General features: G+C 69.4%; 16 protein-coding genes. 11 read left to right on the top strand and 5 right to left on the bottom strand.

The annotated features are described in order from the left end of the window. Window positions 1–37 precede the first annotated feature (37 nt). A complete protein-coding gene (locus ACFWYS_RS22225; RefSeq protein WP_384771528.1) occupies window positions 38–901 on the top strand; it encodes an RNA methyltransferase in 864 nt (287 codons plus the stop codon). On the opposite strand, the gene ACFWYS_RS22220 is transcribed toward ACFWYS_RS22225, so the two are convergent. Next, complete coding sequence (locus tag ACFWYS_RS22220) at window positions 873–1,904, bottom strand: hypothetical protein (RefSeq protein ID WP_384771524.1); 1,032 nt, start codon at window positions 1,902–1,904, stop codon at window positions 873–875. The two genes, ACFWYS_RS22225 and ACFWYS_RS22220, sit on opposite strands and share 29 nt — an antisense overlap. Before the next feature lie 90 nt (window positions 1,905–1,994). Beyond that, on the bottom strand, window positions 1,995–2,747 hold the full coding sequence (locus ACFWYS_RS22215) for an rRNA methyltransferase (RefSeq protein WP_384771521.1): 753 nt from the start codon (window positions 2,745–2,747) through the stop codon (window positions 1,995–1,997). Window positions 2,748–2,929: 182 nt separating this feature from the next. Here ACFWYS_RS22215 and ACFWYS_RS22210 point away from each other — a divergent pair, with 182 nt between their 5' ends. Beyond that, on the top strand, window positions 2,930–3,898 hold the full coding sequence (locus ACFWYS_RS22210; protein WP_384771519.1) for an NAD-dependent epimerase/dehydratase family protein: 969 nt from the start codon (window positions 2,930–2,932) through the stop codon (window positions 3,896–3,898). 58 nt (window positions 3,899–3,956) lie between these two features. Here the strand turns inward: ACFWYS_RS22210 and ACFWYS_RS22205 are convergent, their stop codons facing one another. Further along, entirely contained in the window at window positions 3,957–4,838 is an 882-nt protein-coding gene (locus ACFWYS_RS22205; RefSeq protein WP_384771516.1) for a glycosyltransferase, read from the bottom strand. A gap of 168 nt (window positions 4,839–5,006) precedes the next feature. Between ACFWYS_RS22205 and ACFWYS_RS22200 the strand changes: the two genes are divergently transcribed. Further along, window positions 5,007–6,074 (top strand): GDSL-type esterase/lipase family protein, encoded by a 1,068-nt coding sequence (locus ACFWYS_RS22200; RefSeq protein ID WP_384771515.1) that lies wholly within the window; start codon window positions 5,007–5,009, stop codon window positions 6,072–6,074. Here ACFWYS_RS22200 and ACFWYS_RS22195 read toward each other — a convergent pair. Further along, complete coding sequence (locus tag ACFWYS_RS22195) at window positions 6,071–6,322, bottom strand: response regulator transcription factor (protein ID WP_384771512.1); 252 nt, start codon at window positions 6,320–6,322, stop codon at window positions 6,071–6,073. The two genes, ACFWYS_RS22200 and ACFWYS_RS22195, sit on opposite strands and share 4 nt — an antisense overlap. 438 nt (window positions 6,323–6,760) lie before the next feature. Then, window positions 6,761–7,012: a LuxR C-terminal-related transcriptional regulator gene (locus ACFWYS_RS22190; RefSeq protein WP_384771509.1), complete on the bottom strand. Its 252-nt coding sequence runs from the start codon at window positions 7,010–7,012 to the stop codon at window positions 6,761–6,763. A gap of 354 nt (window positions 7,013–7,366) precedes the next feature. Between ACFWYS_RS22190 and ACFWYS_RS22185 the strand changes: the two genes are divergently transcribed. The 8 genes from ACFWYS_RS22185 (at window position 7,367) to rfbB (ending at window position 18,400) form a co-directional block, all read left to right on the top strand. After that, on the top strand, window positions 7,367–7,777 hold the full coding sequence (locus tag ACFWYS_RS22185) for a cupin domain-containing protein (protein WP_384771507.1): 411 nt from the start codon (window positions 7,367–7,369) through the stop codon (window positions 7,775–7,777). Continuing rightward, the gene (locus ACFWYS_RS22180) at window positions 7,774–8,469 is read left to right on the top strand and encodes an NAD(P)-dependent oxidoreductase (protein ID WP_384771503.1); all 696 of its coding nucleotides are present in this window, start codon (window positions 7,774–7,776) and stop codon (window positions 8,467–8,469) included. Before ACFWYS_RS22185 ends, ACFWYS_RS22180 begins: the two co-directional genes overlap by 4 nt. Further along, window positions 8,466–9,689, top strand: coding sequence for a class I SAM-dependent methyltransferase (locus tag ACFWYS_RS22175; protein WP_384771500.1), 1,224 nt, complete (start codon window positions 8,466–8,468; stop codon window positions 9,687–9,689). Before ACFWYS_RS22180 ends, ACFWYS_RS22175 begins: the two co-directional genes overlap by 4 nt. 13 nt (window positions 9,690–9,702) lie before the next feature. Then, window positions 9,703–11,121, top strand: coding sequence for a cation:proton antiporter (locus ACFWYS_RS22170; RefSeq protein WP_384771497.1), 1,419 nt, complete (start codon window positions 9,703–9,705; stop codon window positions 11,119–11,121). A 149-nt stretch (window positions 11,122–11,270) separates the two neighbouring features. Next, window positions 11,271–12,305, top strand: a complete 1,035-nt coding sequence (locus ACFWYS_RS22165; protein ID WP_384771495.1) for a ketoacyl-ACP synthase III family protein — start codon at window positions 11,271–11,273, stop codon at window positions 12,303–12,305. 26 nt (window positions 12,306–12,331) lie between these two features. Next, window positions 12,332–16,135, top strand: a complete 3,804-nt coding sequence (locus ACFWYS_RS22160) for an acyltransferase domain-containing protein (RefSeq protein WP_384771492.1) — start codon at window positions 12,332–12,334, stop codon at window positions 16,133–16,135. Window positions 16,136–16,247: 112 nt separating this feature from the next. Then, entirely contained in the window at window positions 16,248–17,315 is a 1,068-nt protein-coding gene (locus ACFWYS_RS22155) for a glucose-1-phosphate thymidylyltransferase (RefSeq protein ID WP_384771490.1), read from the top strand. Window positions 17,316–17,344: 29 nt separating this feature from the next. Further along, window positions 17,345–18,400 (top strand): dTDP-glucose 4,6-dehydratase, encoded by a 1,056-nt coding sequence (gene rfbB / locus ACFWYS_RS22150; RefSeq protein ID WP_384771676.1) that lies wholly within the window; start codon window positions 17,345–17,347, stop codon window positions 18,398–18,400. The last annotated feature ends 14 nt before the right edge of the window (window positions 18,401–18,414 follow it).

Genomic DNA, 18,414 nt, shown 5'->3' with positions numbered 1-18,414 from the left:
TTTGTAAGTGCCTGGACCGGAAGATAGGGTCCTGAGAATGGCAAGATCACGTGGAGAGCGAAGCCCGTCGGCCCGGCGGATCACCTCACGCAACGCTCGCTTCCAGCAGTGGCAGGCATTGCTCGGCAACCGCAACAAGCGCACGCGCGCCGGTGAGTTCCTGGTCCTGGGAGTCCGCCCGATCTCGCTCGCGGTGGAGCACGGCTGGCCGGTACGAACGCTCCTCTACGACGGACAGCGGGAGCTGTCGAAGTGGGCGCGGGAGATCCTTCGTACGGTGAGCACGGAGCAGATCGCGATGGCCCCGGACTTGCTGATGGAGCTGGGGGAGAAGACCGAGGCCCCGCCCGAGATCGTCGCCGTCGTGGAGATGCCGGCCGACGACCTGGGCCGGATCACGGTCGGGGATGACTTCCTGGGCGTACTTTTCGACCGGCCGACCAGTCCGGGGAACATCGGCAGCATCATTCGCTCCGCGGACGCCCTGGGCGCCCATGGTCTGATCGTGGCCGGCCACGCCGCCGACGTCTATGACCCGAAGTCGGTCCGGTCGAGCACCGGCTCGATGTTCTCCCTGCCCGCGGTCCGGGTGCCGTCACCGGCCGAGGTGATGGAGTGGGTGGAGGCTCGCCGGGCCGCCGGAACGCCGATCGTCCTGGTCGGTACGGACGAGCATGGCGACTGCGACGTGTTCGACTTCGACTTCACCCAGCCGACGCTGCTGCTGATCGGCAATGAGACGGCCGGGCTCAGCAACACCTGGCGCACCTTGTGCGACTACACGGTCAGCATCCCGATGACCGGCTCCGCGAGCTCGCTGAACGCGGCGAACGCCGCGACCGCGATCCTCTACGAAGCCGTTCGCCAGCGGATCAGCGGAAGAACGCCAACAGCTCCGTGAGCAGCCGGGGATAGCCGTACCTGGCGCGGGCCCGGTCCTGGAGCCGTCCCACGGTCTGCGCGTGCAGCTCGAAGTCGCCCGCCAGACGGCTCATTGTCGCGGCGGGGTCCGAGCCCAGCGTCAGGGACTCGACGTCGCCCTCGTACATGGGGGACATAAATTCCGCTTCGGCCGGCAGCACCGGCAGCGAGCCCGACGCGAGCGTTTCGAGCATCCGGGCCGTGAGCAGCTTCGTGTCGGCCACGAGCGGACTGACCAGCACCGGCGTGATCATGGCCCGCCCCATCTCCGTGACGACATGTCCGAACGGCACCGGCGGCTGGACCTCGACGCCGGTCAACCGCTCCGGCTCACCGGAGGTGATGTCCTCGAACCCGGGGCAGGTCTCCCCGTCCCACCACCGCCCGCAGACCCGCATACGCCGCAGCCCGGCCGTCCTGGCGGCCTCCACGACCTCGATGAACGGTTTCCACCGCCCCCAGTTGCTGCCGATGTACTGAAGCTCGTAGTCCCGCTCACGGCCGAGCTCCAGTGGATGCCGTACCAGTCGGGGCATTCCGAAGCACGGGAAGAACTCCGCCCCGTCCGGCAAGGGGCCCAGCTTGGGCTGCAGTACGAGGTCGCTGAGCGTGGAGTAGAGCCGTCGCCAGCTCTCGATCGAGTAGGTGCCGACGGAGCTGTCGTCGGCGGAGGCGACGCCGCCCCAGTGGCCGTCGAAATCAATGATCAGGCGCCGGTCCCTGGGCACCGAGCAGGCCAGCTCGATCTGCTCGTCCGACAGGTACTGCCGGGCCTCGAACATGAACACCAGATGGGTTGCCCAGCGCACGTCGGACTCCACCGGCAGATGCCGCGGGATCTGCTCGTCCATCCGCGAAAGCGGGCCGCTGACCCGGACCTCACAGCCCGCCTCACCCGCCGCCTCCACATAGGCGGCGACGGTCTGGCTGAATCCCGCCTGCCAATGAAAATTCCCGGCCACGAGCACCCGGGCTCCCGCCATCCCGCCCTCCAAAGAACACACTTGAAGCCACTACCGGCGCTGTGAGTCTAGAGAAAAGGAACTGGGGAAAACTTCAGCCCGGCCCGCCGCTCAGGAGCAGGCGTCCAGTACATCGGCGGCCCGGACCAGCACGGCCGACCGCGTCCCGATCTTCAGCCGCTCCAGGGTCCGTACCGGAGCCACCGGGATCTTGCGGCTGCGGTCGGTGACGGCGATCACCGCATGCGCGGGCAGCGCGGACGCGAGTGAACGCAGCATGCCCGCCACCGGCTGCCCGGGCACCTGCCCTTCCCAGTGCGTCCGCTCGCCGTACGGCAGGTCGGTGAGTACGACATCGGGGGCGGACCCGGCGACGACGGCGGACAGTGAACGGGGATCGAAGACGTCCGCGGTCCCGATGGCGAACGGCAGTGCACCGCCATCCGCCGTCAGGCGCCCCCGCAGGCGGCGGGCGGCATCCGCGGCCTCCAGGTAGGAGGGCTTCGCGAAACGCTCGCTCTGCTCGCGCCGCTGCAGCTCGCGGGCGGTCAGCCCGTCCGGTGAGAGCAGGGCGAGATTCTTGGCGGCGAGTTCCAGCGGGGCGGGATCCACATCGGAGGCGATCACCCGGCGCAGCGAGCTGCGGTGCAGCATCCCCAGCACCGTCAGGAGGTAACCGCTGCCGCAGCACGGGTCCCACAGCGTCACCGGACCGTCGCCCGGGAGCAGGGCCCGGGCCCGCAGGAAGATCTCCGTGGCCAGCCGGACGGGGAAGGCGGGGTAACCGGGCGCGGAGTGGAGCACGACACCGCAGGCGAAATCGGAACTGTCGATCCGCTCCACGGCGTGGCGGTACGAACTCACCTGTCCACTCCCCAGCAATTCGGAACCGCCTCCATCGCAGCCCTGAAGCGATCATAGTGCCGCGTCCCGGTGAGGTTCGCGTCACCGGCGGAGCCTGCCCGCGGAAACTCTGAGGATTTCCCGAGTCTGTCCCGACCTAGGATTGCCGCGCTTCGATGCCGTAGTTGCGAGGAAGGCGGGCCATGTCCATGTTCCCGGGGTTCTCAGACGGAACACGTCTGCTGGTGACCGGAGGGGCGGGCTTCATCGGCTCGCACGTTGCCGACGCCTTCCTGGAGGCAGGGGCCGAGGTCACCGTGCTGGACGACCTGACCACCGGTGACCCGGAACGTCTGGACCCGCGTGCGATCAGCCGCCGCGTCGACGTGACCGACGCCGCCGCCCTCAACGAGGCCGTGCGGTCGGCACGCCCCGACGTCATCTGCCATCTCGCCGCCCAGATCGACGTCCGGGTCTCGGTGGCCACGCCGGCCGTCGACGCGCGGGTCAACGTGGAGGGCACGATCAACGTTCTGGAAGCGGCGCGGGCCGTGGGCGCGCGGGTCGTGTTCGCCTCCACCGGCGGGGCCCTCTACGGGGAAGGCGTTCCGGTCCCGACGAACGAGGACACGCTGCCCAGGCCGGGGGCGCCCTATGGCACGGCCAAGTACTGCGCGGAGCAGTACATCGGCCTGTTCAACCGGCTGCACGGAACCGAGCACAGCGTGCTGCGGCTCGGCAACGTGTACGGGCCCCGGCAGAGCCCGGGCGGTGAGGCGGGCGTCATCGCCATCTACTGCGGGCTGGCCTCCGAAGGGGGAGTGCCCACGGTGTTCGGCGATGGTTCGCAGACCCGCGACTACGTGTACGTCGGCGATGTCGCCGCCGCGTTCGTCGCCGCCGTACGGCACCGCCGGCCCGGCGTCTGGAACATCGGTACGGGCAGGGGGAGCACGGTCGTGGAGGTCCTCGACCACATCGCCGCCGCCTCCGGGCGCGATCTGCGTCCCCATTTCGCGCCGCGCCGGCCGGGCGAGATCCAGCACAGCACACTGGACGTCACCCGCGCGGAAGCCGACCTGGGCTGGACCGCGTCGGTCCCGCTGGAGAAGGGCGTCGCCGCCACCTACGGCTGGGTGCATTCCGGCTCGCCCGTCCGGCAGCGGGCCTGACCCGGCGGACGGCGGACAGAGCAGCAGGACCCGGCATCTCGCGCGCGTGGCCGCGGACTCACTTGCGCAGGCGCAGCAGGAGTCCGTGGCCGACGCCGACCGCGGTGGCGGTCCCGTACAGGCAGAACAGCAGGGGTGTGCAGCGGGACTCCGGTGCGGTGCGGTGCCGTGTCAGCTCCTTGCGGAGCCCCGCCGCCGACTGGTGGCGTCGTGCCTCCGAACGCCCCTGCCAGTAGGCCCGGCGCAACAGGTAGCGGAGGGTGAGCCGACCGGGGTCGACATCGTGGACGACCGCGTGTTCGGGAAGCAGGATCTCCCGGGCACCCGCCTGCTTCATCAACGCGATGAAGGAAGTGTCCTCACCGGACTGCAGGTTGCCGCCGGTTCGGCTCAACTCCAGGTCGAAGGTCAGGCCTCGGCGGTGCGCGAAGTCGCCGTCGACGCCCATGCAGGCGCCCCAGATCTTGATGTCCCCGCGGTCGCGGTGCCAGCCGACGAGGTGGTACTGCCCCGAGGACAGGAACCAGGGCAGCCGGCCGAACTCCGGCGGCGGTCGCAGCCGCGCACCGACCACATGTGCCCCGGCGCGGAACGCGGCGCGGATGGCGTCCACGGCGGCGGCGTCGAGCCGTACGTCGTCGTCCACGAACAGCACATGGCGCCCTGCCCACTCCCGCAGCACCGTGTTGCGGGACGCCGACAGCCCTCGTGTGGCGCCCAGGACGCGCATCGTCCCCCCGGCCTCGTTCACCTGGGTCGCGACCTTCTCGGCCTCGGGTGTCACGGGCCGGTCCAGCAGCACGACGTATTCGTCGCCGTTCAACTGGTCGAGGTTGTGCCGCAGATGGCGGCGGACGTTCTCCAGACGGAAGGCACAGACCGCCACCACCATCGGACGCCGGCTGGGGGAGTTCCGATCCGGAGTCTCTTTCTTGTCCACAGTCACTCCCGTATGGCTGCGTTCCGTGGGGGCACTTGCGAGTGCCAGTGGTCATTCATCGTAGGAACTGCGGTCTAAGAAATATGCTAAAGAATCAGTGACTTCCCCTGTATTACCTGCTGTTAGTCTCGATGCGTCGGCCGATCAGAACGACTGGACGGGTGAAAGATGTCAGAAGCAGGGCGCCTCATCCGGGCGAACGACCCGGTGCTGACGTATCGCGGTGCGGTCTCCCTCCAGGAGGTCGACGGTGGAATAGCGCCCTGGCGAATACCTTTTCAGGAACGGCACCTGTTCTTTCCCGAGGGCGGCGTGGGGCGCGCTGCGATGCCATCGGGGGTGCGGGTCACTTTCCGCACCGACGCCGATGGGTTCGCATTCAAGTACACCGCCCGTCCTGCCCCCGAGATGCCGGGCCCGCCCGAGACGGCGCATGTCGACGTACGCGTGGACGGCAAGCCGGTCATCAGTCTCCCCCTGGTGACCGACGGGGAGATCCACACGTGCCGGGTCGGGGCGCTGCCGGGCGGCGGCAGCCGTCTTGCGGAGCTGTGGCTGCCCGGCCTGAACCAGTTCGTCCTGCACGGTGTGGAGATGCCGACGGGCGCCGAGGTGGACCGGGACACGCATACCGCGCCCCGCTGGCTCCACTACGGGTCCTCCGAGTCGCAGGGCCGGGGCGCGCTGTCGCCGACCCGCAACTGGACCGCGACCGTCGCCACCGAACTCGGCCTGGATCTCACGTCGTTGGCCATCGGGGCAGGCTGCTACCTCCAGCCGCTCTTCGCGACCCTGCTCCGCGACCTGCCGGCCGATCTGATCACCTGCATCGTCGGCATGAACGTCTATGGCACGCGTGCCCTGAACCAGTTCACCTACCGGCCGAACCTGGTCGGGATGATCCGGATCATCCGGGAGCGACACCCCTCGACCCCGCTGGTCATCGCGTCCCACCACTACTCGCCCTGGCACGACCCGCTGGAAGGAGACGGATACCTGTCCTTGACGGAGGTCCGGGAACAGACCCGCGAGGTGGTCGAGCTGCTGCGCGCGGACGGCGATGAGAACGTCCACTACGTCCACGGTCCGAGCCTCGCCGGCCCCGACACCGCCCACCTGTACATCGAGCCGTGGCCTCTTGATCCGCTGCATTTCAACCAAGAGGGACACGACCTGCTGGCGGCCGCCTTCCAGCGGAAGCTGGTGGAACTGGTGCCGGACCTGGTGCGGTGTTAACTCCCGGGGTCCGATCCTTCTGAATCGCTGATGTGCGCCGGGAGTTTGTGGGCGAACGAAACGAGTCCGGCCTGCAGGCGGGACTCGACTCCGAGCTTTGCGAGTATCTGGGCCATGTGGGCCTTGACCGTGCGCTCGGTGACCCCGAGCAGCGCGGCGAGTTCGCGGTTGGAGTAGCCATGGCTCAGCAGGGAGAAGACCTGGAGTTCGCGCTCGGACAGTAAATGAACCTGGCTCAGCCCCTCCAACCAGGGGAACTGAGTCTCGTGGAGAATTTGGTCGTAGGTATCGAAGCCGAAACACGGCATGGTATGGCCCCCGTATGAGCGTGTGGTCCTTGCATGCCCTGGGGAGTCATTCGACGCATTTGAGTATCGAGGCACCGTCCCAAGACATCACTCATCTCGGTGATCTTAGCGCATCGGCGGCCGGGTTGTGGACCCTGAGGCTCCGGCCGAGGTGGCGGGAAAGGTGGATAAAGCGTCCAGTGCCTGGTGTATGGGCGCGGTAAATGGCGCTGCGCAGAAGGGGAACTGTGAGTTCCGTTTGACGCTGCAGTGGTCGCCCGCCGCAGTGTGCACGCTGCACGCTTCGAGCAGCCGACCTGCTCACTCCGTAATTCTGTGGACCTTTTTCGGTCGATATAAAGACTGTTTCGATGAGCCTACGCGTCGGTGATATGCGTGTTAATTGACGCGATCCTGCAGAACCTTGGGGGGCCATACCTCGGAGCTCAGTATTCCCGACGCGTAGGCCTTGGCGACCAGGGCGGTGCGGTTGGGCACCCGGAAGCGCTCCATCATCTTGCTCACGTGATACTCGACCCCCTGGCGGCTGAGGTAGAGCTTGTTCGCGATGCAGGTAGTGCGCTCACCTGCGGCGATGCGCTCCATGATCTTGGCGTCCAGGCTGGATAGGGTTGTGGGGGCGGTTTTCACCTAGGACTCCCTGGGGGAAGAGTGCTGAGAGGTCGAGAGAGCCGCAGCGGGACCGAGCGCCGGCAGCTGACTTCATTTCTACCCAACACCCCCACGGGAAAAGTAGTGGACTTTTGTTCAAGCGGGGACGACAGTAGTTGCGCATTGAATGTTTGGGCAGGTGGGGCGGCTGTCGGAGCCTGTGACCAGGCTGGCCCGCAACCGTCGTGGGGCTGCCGATTTGGCGGCGTGCCGGGACGTACCGGACACGTCCCGAATCAAGGGAACCGCCGACAGGACTAGCAATTTCCTTATATGAGTACGCCGTATCCTCGACGTCTGCGAATACGTGGCGCGGAACGAGTGGAGACGGCCATGAAAATCGATGTGCTCCAGCCGACCTGCAACCTGGACACGGTCCGGGACGGGCGCGGCGGAATTTTTACCTGGGTGCCCCCGGAGCCCATCCTGGAATTCAATATGCTGCACTTGTATCCGGGAAAGGTGCGCGGCCTGCACTACCATCCGCACTTTGTCGAATACCTGCTCTTCGTCGAGGGCTCGGGCGTGCTGACCACCAAGGACGACGCCGAAGACCCCAACTGCAAAGAGGAATTCATCCACGTCTCGCGAGGGATCTGCACCAGGACGCCGGCCGGGGTCATGCACGCCGTCCACGCCATCACGCCCCTGACGTTCATCGCCATGCTCACCAAGCCCTGGGACGAATGCGATCCCCCGCTGGTCCAGGTCGAGCCGCTGCCGCACACCCTGGAGCGCGGGTGAGGGTCGCGGTGGTCGGCGCCGGCGGGTTCGTCGGCACGGCCGTCACCCGGGCGCTGGGGTCCGCGGCCGTTCCCGTGACCCGTGCGAACTACGAGGAGGCGCGCCGTAGCGGCCCCTTCGACGTTCTGGTCAACGCGGCCTGCTCGTCCCGGCGCTACTGGGCCCGGCAGCACCCCGACGACGACCGCCGCGAGACGCTCGACACGACCCGGGCACTCCTTCGCGACTGGGAGTGGGACCGCTTCGTCCAGATCAGCACCATCTCCGCGCGCACCCAGCTGGACACCCCCTACGGCAGGAACCGGGCCGAGGCCGAGAAGCTCTGCGAGGGCCACCTGGTCGTCCGCCTCGGCCCCATGTACGGCGACAGCAACACCAAGGGCGTCCTCATGGACATCCTCAAGGAGCAGCCGGTCTACACGCACGGCGAGTCGCGCCAGAGCTTCGCGCCCGTCGAGTGGTGCGGCGAATGGGTGGCCTCCCACCTCGGCGCCGAGGGTGTTCGGGAGGTGGGCGCGCGGACCACGGTCAGCCTGCGGGAGATCAGAGACGCGGTCGGCTCGCGTTCCGTCTTCGCCGGCGACCGCAACGACGACCAGTTCCCCCTGGCCACCGAACCCGACTGGCCGGATGCCGCGGATGTCATCGGCTGGCTCAGGGCCCGAAGCCGAGCACTGACTGGAGAATCATGACCACGATCGGTCACTCGACAGTTATCGACCGTTGCCGGATCTGCGACAACACCGAGTTGCTGCCCGTACTCGACCTCGGTGCGCAGGCCCTCACCGGCGTGTTCCCGCGGACCCGCGACGAGGACGTGCCGTACGTTCCGCTGGAGCTGGTGCGCTGCTCGCCCGGCGGGTGCGGGCTGGTGCAGCTGCGCCACACCGCCGACTTCGGCCTCATGTACGGCGAGGGCTACGGCTACCGGTCCAGCCTCAACCGCTCCATGGCGGACCACCTGCGCGGGAAGGTCGCCGCCATCAGGAACCTGGTCGACCTCGGCCCCGGTGACCTCGTCGTGGACATCGGCAGCAACGACGGCACCCTGCTCGCGGCCTACCCCGCCGACGGGCCTTCCCTGGTCGGCGTGGACCCCGCCGCCACCGTCTTCGCCGGGTCCTATCCGCCGGGGGTCGAGCTGATCCCCGACTTCTTCGCCTACGACCTGCTCGGCGGGCGCCGCGCCAAGGTCGTCACCTCGATCGCGATGTTCTACGACCTGCCGCGTCCGATGGAGTTCATGCGGGAGGTCGGCCGTCTCCTGACGGACGACGGCATCTGGGTGACCGAGCAGAGCTACCTGCCCGCGATGCTCCAGGCCTCCGCCTACGACGTCGTCTGCCATGAGCACCTGGACTACTACGGACTCCGCCAGATCGAGTGGATGGCCGAGCGCACCGGCCTGAAGGTGGTGGACGCCGAGCTGACCCCCGTCTACGGCGGCAGCCTCTCGATCGTGCTGGCCCGGCGCGGCTCCACCCGCAAGGTCAACGAGCCGGCCCTGGCCCGCATCCGCGCCGGTGAGACGGACCTGCCCTTCACGGAGTTCGCCCGGCGGACCGAGGAGTCCCGCGACCGGCTCCTGGAATTCCTCACCGCCTCGCGGGACAAGGGGCTCTGCACGCTTGGCTACGGCGCCTCGACGAAGGGCAACGTCATCCTTCAGTACTGCGGTCTGGATGACACCCTCCTGCCCTGCATCGCCGAGGTGAACGAGGACAAGTTCGGCTGCTACACGCCCGGCACGGGGATCCCGATCGTCTCCGAGGAGGAGGCCCGGGCGCTGCGGCCCGACCAGTTCCTGGTCCTGCCGTGGATCTACCGGGACGCGATGGTCGCCCGCGAACGCGACTTCCTCGCCTCGGGCGGCAACCTGGTGTTCCCGCTGCCCGCCCTGGAAGTGGTGTGATCAGGTGCCGAACGTGAAAGCACGCGGCACCAGGCGGGTGCTCGCCGTGGTGCTGCTGGCCGTGCTGCCGCTGCTGGCCGCGGCGCTGCTGCTGTGGCACGGCGCCACGGGCGAGGACGCCGCGCAGCGGCCCGGGTCCGCGAGCGGCACGCCGGGTGCGTCGCATGTCGAGGGGTGGCAGTTGCTGCTGGCCCTCGCCGTGGTGGTGGCCACCGCGCGGGCCGTCGGAGCGCTGGTCAGCCGGCACCTGGGCCAGCCACGCGTGGTGGGCGAGATGATCTCCGGGATCGTCCTCGGCCCGTCGGCGCTCGGCATCGTCGCCCCCGGGGTCTACGACGCCCTCTTCCCCGCAGCCCTCCACTCCTATCTCAATCTCGTCGCCCAGATCGGGCTGGCGCTGTTCATGTTCCTGATCGGCATGGAGTTCGGTGACACCCGGCACGAACGCGCGGGCCGCACAGGCGTCGCCGTAGGTGTCGTCGGCGTCTGCCTGTCGCTCGCCCTCGGCTGCGGCCTGGGGTACGCGCTGTACTCCGGCTACGCTCCGGACGGCATCGGATTTCTGCCGTTCACCCTCTTCCTGGGCATCGCCATGAGCGTGACGGCCTTCCCCGTGCTGGCCCGGCTGCTGATGGAACGCGGCATGCTCCAGTCCCGGGCGGGCACGTACGCCATCGTGGGCGCCGCCACCGCCGATCTCGCCTGCTGGCTGCTGCTCGCGGGGGTCGTCGCGCTGTTGCGCAGCGACTCGCTCCTGGGGGTGCTGCGCACCCTCGCACTCACCGCGGTCTTCTTCGGCGTCATGGTGACGCTCGTCCGCCCCGCTCTGCGGCGCGTCCTGCAGCGGCCCGAGCGCTGGCTCCCCGACGGCGGCGTGCTCGCGCTGATCATCCCCTGCGCACTGCTGTCGGGGGTCGCCACCGAACTCATAGGCATCCACCTCATCTTCGGCGCCTTCCTCTTCGGCGCCATCTGCCCGAAGAACGAGCCGGCCCTGGTCGGCGCCCGAGGCAAACTGCAGGAACTCGTCACCGCCGTGCTGTTGCCGCCGTTCTTCGCCTCGGTCGGCCTCAAGACAGACCTGCTGCGGCTCGGCCAGAGCGGCGGAGCCCTGTGGGCGTGGGCCGGCGTCGCTCTGCTGGTGGCCGTCGCCGGCAAGCTGGCGGGCAGCGCGGCGGCAGCGGCACTGATGTCGGTGGAACGCATCGACGCCCTGCGCATCGGCGTGCTCATGAACTGCCGCGGACTGACCGAGCTGGTGATCCTCACCATCGGGCTCGAACTCGGCGTTCTGTCACCGGCGTTGTTCACCATGCTGGTCATGGTCACCCTGTGCGCCACCGTCATGACCGCGCCCCTGCTCGACCTGCTCGACCGCGCCGAGCGGCGCACCGCGCCCGCGCGCACAAAGGCGACGTCCGCCGTCGGCTGACGAAAGCGCGGCGAATTCCGACCACGAAATGCCGGGTCGGGTCTAGGTGATTCCCTCAAGAATGCCGACAACTCACTGACTATGATCGTCACGGAATGCGGATTTGTGCACGCCGGGTCCAGTAAGCCTGAAAACAGGGAGGTGGGTTGGTGCAAATAGCCGACCTGTACATCGGTGCTCTCGGCGTCTTCGTACCGCCCGTGGTGAGCGTCGAATGGGCCGTGGAACGCGGCCTCTATCCGGTCGAAGAGGCCGAGGCACACGAGCTCGGCGGAGTCGCCATCGCAGGCGACATCCCCCCTCCGGAAATGGCCTTGCGGGCGGCGCAGCAGGCGGTGAAGAGGTGGGGCGGATCGCCGACCGAATTCGATCTGCTGCTTTATGCGAGCACCTGGCACCAGGGCCCGGACGGCTGGCCGCCGCAGGCATATCTGCAGCGGCACCTGGTGGGCGGGGACATGCTCGCCCTGGAGATCAGACAGGGCTGCAACGGCGTGTTCAGCGCGCTGGAACTCGCCGCCGCCTACCTCCAGGCCGATCCGAACCGCACGAGCGCGCTGATCGTCGCCGCCGACAACTACGGAACGCCGCTGATCGACCGGTGGCGGATGGGTCCCGGCTTCATCGGCGGTGATGCCGCCTCGGCACTGGTGCTGACCAAGCGGCCCGGCTTCGCCCGGCTCTGCTCGCTGTCCTCCAAGGGGCTGCCGGAGATCGAGTCGCTGCACCGGGGGGACGAGCCGCTGTTCCCGCCGAGCATCACCCGGGGCCGGCCCACCGACTTCAGCGCCCGTATCGGCCAGCAGTTCGCCACCCGCAGCCCTGCCTCCATCGCGATGGCCGATATCCAGGACCATATGACGGACGTGGCCGAGCGCGCCCTCGCGGGGGCCGGCATCGGAATGTCGGACGTCGCCCGCGTCTCCTTCATGAACTACTCGCGAGAAGTCGTCGAGCAGCGCTGCATGGCGGCCTGGGAACTGCCGCTGTCCCGCTCGACCTGGGAATTCGGCCGGGAGATCGGCCACTGCGGGGCCAGCGACCACCTGCTCTCCATGGAACACCTCGTACGGACCGGTGAGCTCGCCCCCGGCGACCATGTCCTGCAACTCGCCACGGCCCCGGGCCTGGTGGTGTCCAGCGCCGTCCTTCAAGTTCTCGAATCGCCGGACTGGGACGAATGATGAATACCGGCAACGACGAACGGAATATGCCCGTGATATCCCTTGATCGCCCGGCGGACTCCCTCCCCCCGGTGGCCGTGGTCGGGATCGGATGCCGGTTCCCCGGTGGTGTCAACTCACCCGGAGAATTCTGGGACCTGCTGACGGCCGGACGTAACACCGTCGGCGAGCTGCCCCCCGACCGCTGGGAAGGCTACCGGGACTTCGGCCCGCGATTCGACGCGGCGCTGCGGACAGCGATTCGCTCCGGCAGCTTCCTGGACGGCGACATCGCGGGCTTCGACGCCGAGTTCTTCGGCATCTCCCCGCGCGAGGCCGAACTGATGGACCCGCAGCAGCGCCTGATGCTGGAGGTGGCCTGGCAGGCGCTGGAGCACGCGGGCATCCCGCCGCACGCCCTGGCCGGGACCGACACCGGTGTGTTCGCCGGAGTCTGCACCTACGACTACGGCGCCGGCCAGCTGGAAGACCTGCCGAACATCGACGCGTGGACCGGGATCGGCGCGGCGGTGTGCGCCGTGTCGAACCGCATCTCGCACGCGCTCGACCTGCGCGGGCCCAGCCTCTCCATCGACACCGCGTGCTCGGCCTCGCTGGTGGCGCTGCACACCGCCGCGCAGAGCCTGCGGCTCGGCGAGTGCACCCTGGCGGTGGCCGGAGGCGTCAACCTGGTGGTGTCACCGGGCCAGACGCTCGCCCTGGGCACGGCCGGCGCGCTGGCCCCCGACGGCCGGAGCAAGCCGTTCGCCGCGTCGGCCGACGGCTACGGCCGGGGCGAGGGCTGCGGCGTCCTCATCCTCAAACTGCTGGCGGACGCCGAACGCGACGGCGACCGGGTGCTGGCGGTGCTGCGCGGCAGCGCCGTCAACCAGGACGGGCGTACCAACGGCATCATGGCTCCCTGCGGTCAGGCCCAGGAGCACGTCATGAGGCGCGCCCTGACGGCCGCGGGCGTCGCGGCCGACACCGTTGACTTCGTAGAGGCCCACGGCACCGGTACCCGCCTCGGCGACCCCATGGAGATCGGCGCGATCGGCGCGGTCTACGGACGTGACCGCTCCGGCTCGGAGCCGTGCGTGGTCGGGTCGGTGAAGTCCAACATCGGGCATCTGGAAGGGGCCGCCGGGGTCGCCGGGGTCATCAAGGCCGTCCTCGCCCTCGGCCAGGACCGGATCCCGGCCACCCTGCTGGACGGCGACCCGAATCCCGAGATCGACTGGGACGGCCTCGACATCCGGCTGGCGACCGGGGCCGAGGCATGGCCCGAGCGTCCGCACCCTCGCCGTGCCGCTGTGTCCGGCTTCGGCTACGGCGGCACCGTGGCCCATGTGATCCTCGAACAGGCGCCCACCGCGTCCGCCCGCCCCGAGCCGGAGCCGGCCGGAGCCCTGTTCCCGGTGTCCGCCGCCTCCCCGGAGGCGCTCCGGGACCGCGCGGGCGCGCTCGCCGAACTGGTCGAGGAGGGCGTGGACCTGGCTTCGGTCGGTCACACCCTGGCCCACCGGCAGTCCTCACTCGGCCACCGGGCGGCCGTCGTGGCGACCGACCGCGACGAACTGGCCGCCGCACTGCGCGCGTTGGCCGCCGCGGAACCCGCGTCCGGTCTGGTCACCGGGGCCGCGCTGCCGGACGCCGGGCATCCCGTCTGGGTGTTCTCCGGGCACGGCTCCCAGTGGGCCGGGATGGGCCGGGAACTGCTGGAATCCGAGCCGGTCTTCGCCGAGGTGATCGACGCACTGGAGCCGGTGTTCAAGGAAGAGATCGGGTTCTCGCCCCGGCAGATGCTGCTGGAGGGCGAGCACACCGAGGTCGACTGCGCCCAGACCATGATCTTCGCCATGCAGCTCGGGCTCGCCGCGCTGTGGCGGTCACAGGGCGTCGTGCCCGCCGCCGTCATCGGCCACTCGGTCGGTGAGATCGCCGCCGCCGTCACCGCCGGGACGCTGACCATGACCGACGGGGCCCGGCTGATCTGCCGCAGGTCGCTGCTGCTGCGCGAGGCCGCGGGGCGGGGCGCGATGGCGATGGTCACCCTGCCCTTCGACGAGGCCGCCGAGCGGCTCGCGGGCAACGAGGCGGTCGTCGCGGCCATCGCGTCCTCGACGACGTCCACCGTGATCTCGGGTGATCCCGCGGAGGTGGACAAGGTCGTCGACCGCTGGACCGACGAGGGACTGATCGTGCGGCGGGTCGCCTCCGACGTGGCCTTCCACAGCCCGCACATGGAGCCCCTGCTCGACCGGCTGCGCGCGGCCGCCGCCGAGCTGAGCCCGCGCGCACCGCACACGCCCCTCTACACGACGGCGCTCGCCGACCCGCGGGCCACGGTGACCGCCGACGGCGCGTACTGGGCGGCGAACCTGCGCAACCCGGTGCGGCTCGCCGCGGCGATCACCGCCGCGGCCGAGGACGGCCACCGGGCGTTCATAGAGCTGGCCCCGCACCCCGTCGTCGCGCACTCGATCCACGAGACGCTGGCCGAGCGCGACGTGGAGGACGTGTTCATCGGCACGACGCTGCGCCGGAACAAACCCGAGGTGCAGACCTTCCGCACCAACGTCGGTGCGGCCCACTGCCACGGTGTGACCGTGGACTGGTCGGCGCTCCAGCCGGCGAACGGCACCCTCGAAACCCTGCCGCCCTACCCCTGGCAGCATCGCTCGCTCTGGCGCTCCATCGCCGGTTCGCGCGGGGCCGAGCGGGGCCACGACGTCAACTCCCACACGCTGCTGGGCACGCCCGGCGGTGTCGCGGGCAGCGACCTGCGGCTGTGGCACAGCACACTGGACGACGACAGCCGCCCCTACCCGGGCAGCCACGCGCTCAACGGCGTGGAGATCGTCCCGGCCGCCGTGCTGGTGGCCACGTTCCTGGCCGCCGGAGCCGAGGGCGACGAGGGCTGCGCCCTCACGGACATGACGATGACCCACCCGGTGCTGACGGCGGGTCAGCGGCAGCTCCAGGTCGTCCGCGACGGCGACGCGGTGCGCCTGGCCTCGCGTACAGTCGCGGACGCGTCCGACCCGAACCCCGCCTGGCTCGTGCATTCCGAGGCCGGGACCGCCGCGCCGGACCGCGCCGCGCTGGCGGCACGGACGCTGCTGGACCCGGCCGAGCACCGGCTCGAACCCGCGGACCCCGGCCTGGTCTCCCGGCGCCTCGCCGAGGTGGGTGTGCCCTCGACCGGTTTCGACTGGAGCGTCGAGAGCCTGTCCGCCGGTCTCGGTGTGCTGCGCGCCCAGGTCGTCTCGCCCGACACCGGGTCCTGGGCCCCGCTGCTGGACGCGGTGATGTCGATCGCGCCCGCCGCCTTCGTGGGCCTCCCGCTGCTGCGCATGGTCGTGCAGGTCGACGAGATCACGGTCGACGGCGCACCACCGCGGGAGGCGACGGTCGAGATCGTGCCCGATCCCCGTGCCGCCGATACGGTGCACGCCCTGGTCACGGACCCGGACGGCCGCCCGGTGGCGAGCCTGCGCGGGCTGCGGTACCCGGTGGTCGAGCAGCCGGCCGCACCGGAGACCGACGAGCCGGGGAGCGAAGCGGACGCGGACGCGGTGTCGTTCGAGGGTCTGTCGCCGGACGAGCTGCGTTCCCGGGTGCTCGAAGAGGTGCGCGACCAGATCGCGCAGGAGATGCGACTGGCACCCACGGCCCTTCATGTCCGCCGCCCGCTGGTGGAGCAGGGGCTCGACTCGGTGATGACGGTGGTGGTCCGCCGCCGGCTGGTCAAGCGCCTGGGCCGGGACGTGCCCGCCAATATCTTCTGGAAGCTGCCCACCATCAGCGCCATCGTCGATCACCTGACCGAAAGCCTCTCCGAAGCTTAGGGAAAACCTGAAGAACACGCCACTACGATCGTTGTTGGCGGAGAAAGCCGATGCCATCTGGAGTTCCCTTGAAACGACCTGATCTGACGGCGTTGACGGCAAGGTGCGGGATATGAAGGCACTCATATTGGTGGGTGGGGTTGGTTCGAGGTTGCGGCCTATAACGCATACCTCGGCCAAGCAATTGGTTCCGGTGGCCAACAGGACCGTCCTCTCCTATGTTCTGGATTCCGTCAAGGAGGCCGGAATAACGGAGGTCGGGATTGTCGTCGGGGCGACCGCGGCGGAGATCCAGGCTTCCGTGGGAGACGGTGCGGAGTTCGGCCTGGACGTCACCTATATCCAGCAGGATGCCCCGCGCGGGCTGGCCGACGCCGTGCTCGTGTCCCGTGACTTCCTCGGCGACGACCCCTTCGTCATGTACCTGGGCGACAACTACGTGGTGGACGGCATCGTCGACTTCGTCGCGGACTTCCGCCGTGACTCGCCCGCCGCGCAGGTCATGCTCGCCCGGGTCGCCGACCCGCGTGCGTTCGGCGTGGCCGAGCTGGACGAGAACGGCCGGCTGACCGCGGTCGTGGAGAAGCCCCAGGACCCCAGGAGCGACCTGGCGATCGTCGGCGTCTACGCCTTCGGCCCGCAGGTGCACGAGGCCGTCGCCGGCATCCGGCCCTCCTGGCGGAACGAGCTGGAGATCACCGACGCGCTGCAGTGGCTGGTCGACCAGGGGCACGAGGTCGGCTCCACGGTGATCGACCGGTACTGGAAGGACGTCGCGAGCGTCACCGACATCCTGGAGATGAACCGGCATCTGCTGGAGTCTCTGGAGACCCGCATCGACGGCGAGGTGGACGAGGCCAGCGAACTCGTGGGCCGAGTCGTGGTGGAGGCGGGAGCGAAGATCTCCGGCTCCCGCATCGTCGGTCCCGCCGTCATCGGCCCGGACACGGTGGTGCAGGACTCCTACGTCGGCCCCTTCACGTCCATCGAGGGAAACTGCCGGGTCGCACTCAGTGAGATCCAGTACTCGATCGTTCTGCGCGGCGCTTCGATCGAGGGGGTCGCCCGTGTCGAGGACTCGGTGATCGGCCGGGAGACCGAGGTGAACGCCGCCCCCCGGGCGTCGACCGCGCACCGTCTGGTGCTGGGAGACCACAGCCGCGTCCAGGTCCCGGTGTGAGCAGGCTTCCGGAGACGGGGAACGCGACGATGAAGACGGCGTACGGCGACGTGCGAGGCGGCGGCGCGGGCGCGGAACAGGGACTGCACGTCCTGGTCATCGGTGGAGCGGGCTTCATCGGCTCCCACTACGTGCGCGAACTGATCCGCGACGGCGGTCCGGCGCGGGTGACCGTGCTGGACAAGCTGACCTACGCCGGGAACCTGGCGAACCTGGAGCCGGTCGCGGGCCGGTACACCTTCGTCCACGGCGACATCTGCGATGCCCGGCTGCTCGCCGAAGTGGTCCCCGGACACGATCTGGTGGTCAACTTCGCGGCCGAGTCGCACGTCGACCGGTCGATCGCCGACGCGGCGCCTTTCATCCACACCAATGTGCAGGGCGTGCAGACCCTCATGCAGGCGTGCGTGGAGGCCGGCACACCCAAGGTCGTGCAGATCTCCACCGACGAGGTGTACGGCAGCATCGCGACGGGCTCGTGGGACGAGGACGCGCCGATCGCCCCCAACTCGCCCTACGCGGCGTCCAAGGCGGGCGGCGACATGGTCGCCCTCGCCTACGCCCGCACACACGGGCTGCCGGTGAGCGTGACGCGGTGCGGCAACAACTACGGGCCCTACCAGTTCCCGGAGAAGGTCGTTCCGCTGTTCACCACCCGGCTGCTGGACGGACACGGCATCCCGCTGTACGGGGATGGCGGCAACGTCCGGGACTGGGTGCACGTGTCCGACCATGTGCGGGGCATCCGGCTGGTCGCCGAACGCGGCGAGCCGGGGCAGGTCTACCACATCGCGGGCTCGGCCGAGCTGACCAATCTGGAACTCACGCAACGGCTGCTGCAAACCCTGGGCGCCGACTGGGACCGGGTCGAGCGCGTACCCGACCGCAAGGGACACGACCGGCGCTACTCGCTCTCCGACGCCCGGCTCGGCGCGCTCGGCTACGCGCCCCGCGTGTCGTTCGAGCAGGGCCTCGCCGACACCGTGCGCTGGTACGCCGAGAACCGGGACTGGTGGGAGCCGCTGAACAAGCGCGCGCTCTCCGACGGCGCGGCGCTGGCCGGCGCCGGCCGTACCCATGACTAGGGAAACGCTGCCCG

The organism is Streptomyces sp. NPDC059010, assembly GCF_042740355.1.
Lineage (GTDB): Bacteria > Actinomycetota > Actinomycetes > Streptomycetales > Streptomycetaceae > Streptomyces.
This window is presented reverse-complemented; position numbering and strand designations above follow the sequence as displayed.

Coding starts and splice junctions, on each gene's coding strand:
- ACFWYS_RS22225 (WP_384771528.1), top strand. CDS start 38: ATGGCAAGATCACGTGGAGAGCGAAGCCCGTCGGCCCGGCGGATCACC.
- ACFWYS_RS22220 (WP_384771524.1), bottom strand. CDS start 1,904: ATGGCGGGAGCCCGGGTGCTCGTGGCCGGGAATTTTCATTGGCAGGCG.
- ACFWYS_RS22210 (WP_384771519.1), top strand. CDS start 2,930: ATGTCCATGTTCCCGGGGTTCTCAGACGGAACACGTCTGCTGGTGACC.
- ACFWYS_RS22200 (WP_384771515.1), top strand. CDS start 5,007: ATGTCAGAAGCAGGGCGCCTCATCCGGGCGAACGACCCGGTGCTGACG.
- ACFWYS_RS22185 (WP_384771507.1), top strand. CDS start 7,367: ATGAAAATCGATGTGCTCCAGCCGACCTGCAACCTGGACACGGTCCGG.
- ACFWYS_RS22175 (WP_384771500.1), top strand. CDS start 8,466: ATGACCACGATCGGTCACTCGACAGTTATCGACCGTTGCCGGATCTGC.
- ACFWYS_RS22160 (WP_384771492.1), top strand. CDS start 12,332: ATGCCCGTGATATCCCTTGATCGCCCGGCGGACTCCCTCCCCCCGGTG.
- ACFWYS_RS22155 (WP_384771490.1), top strand. CDS start 16,248: ATGAAGGCACTCATATTGGTGGGTGGGGTTGGTTCGAGGTTGCGGCCT.
- rfbB (WP_384771676.1), top strand. CDS start 17,345: ATGAAGACGGCGTACGGCGACGTGCGAGGCGGCGGCGCGGGCGCGGAA.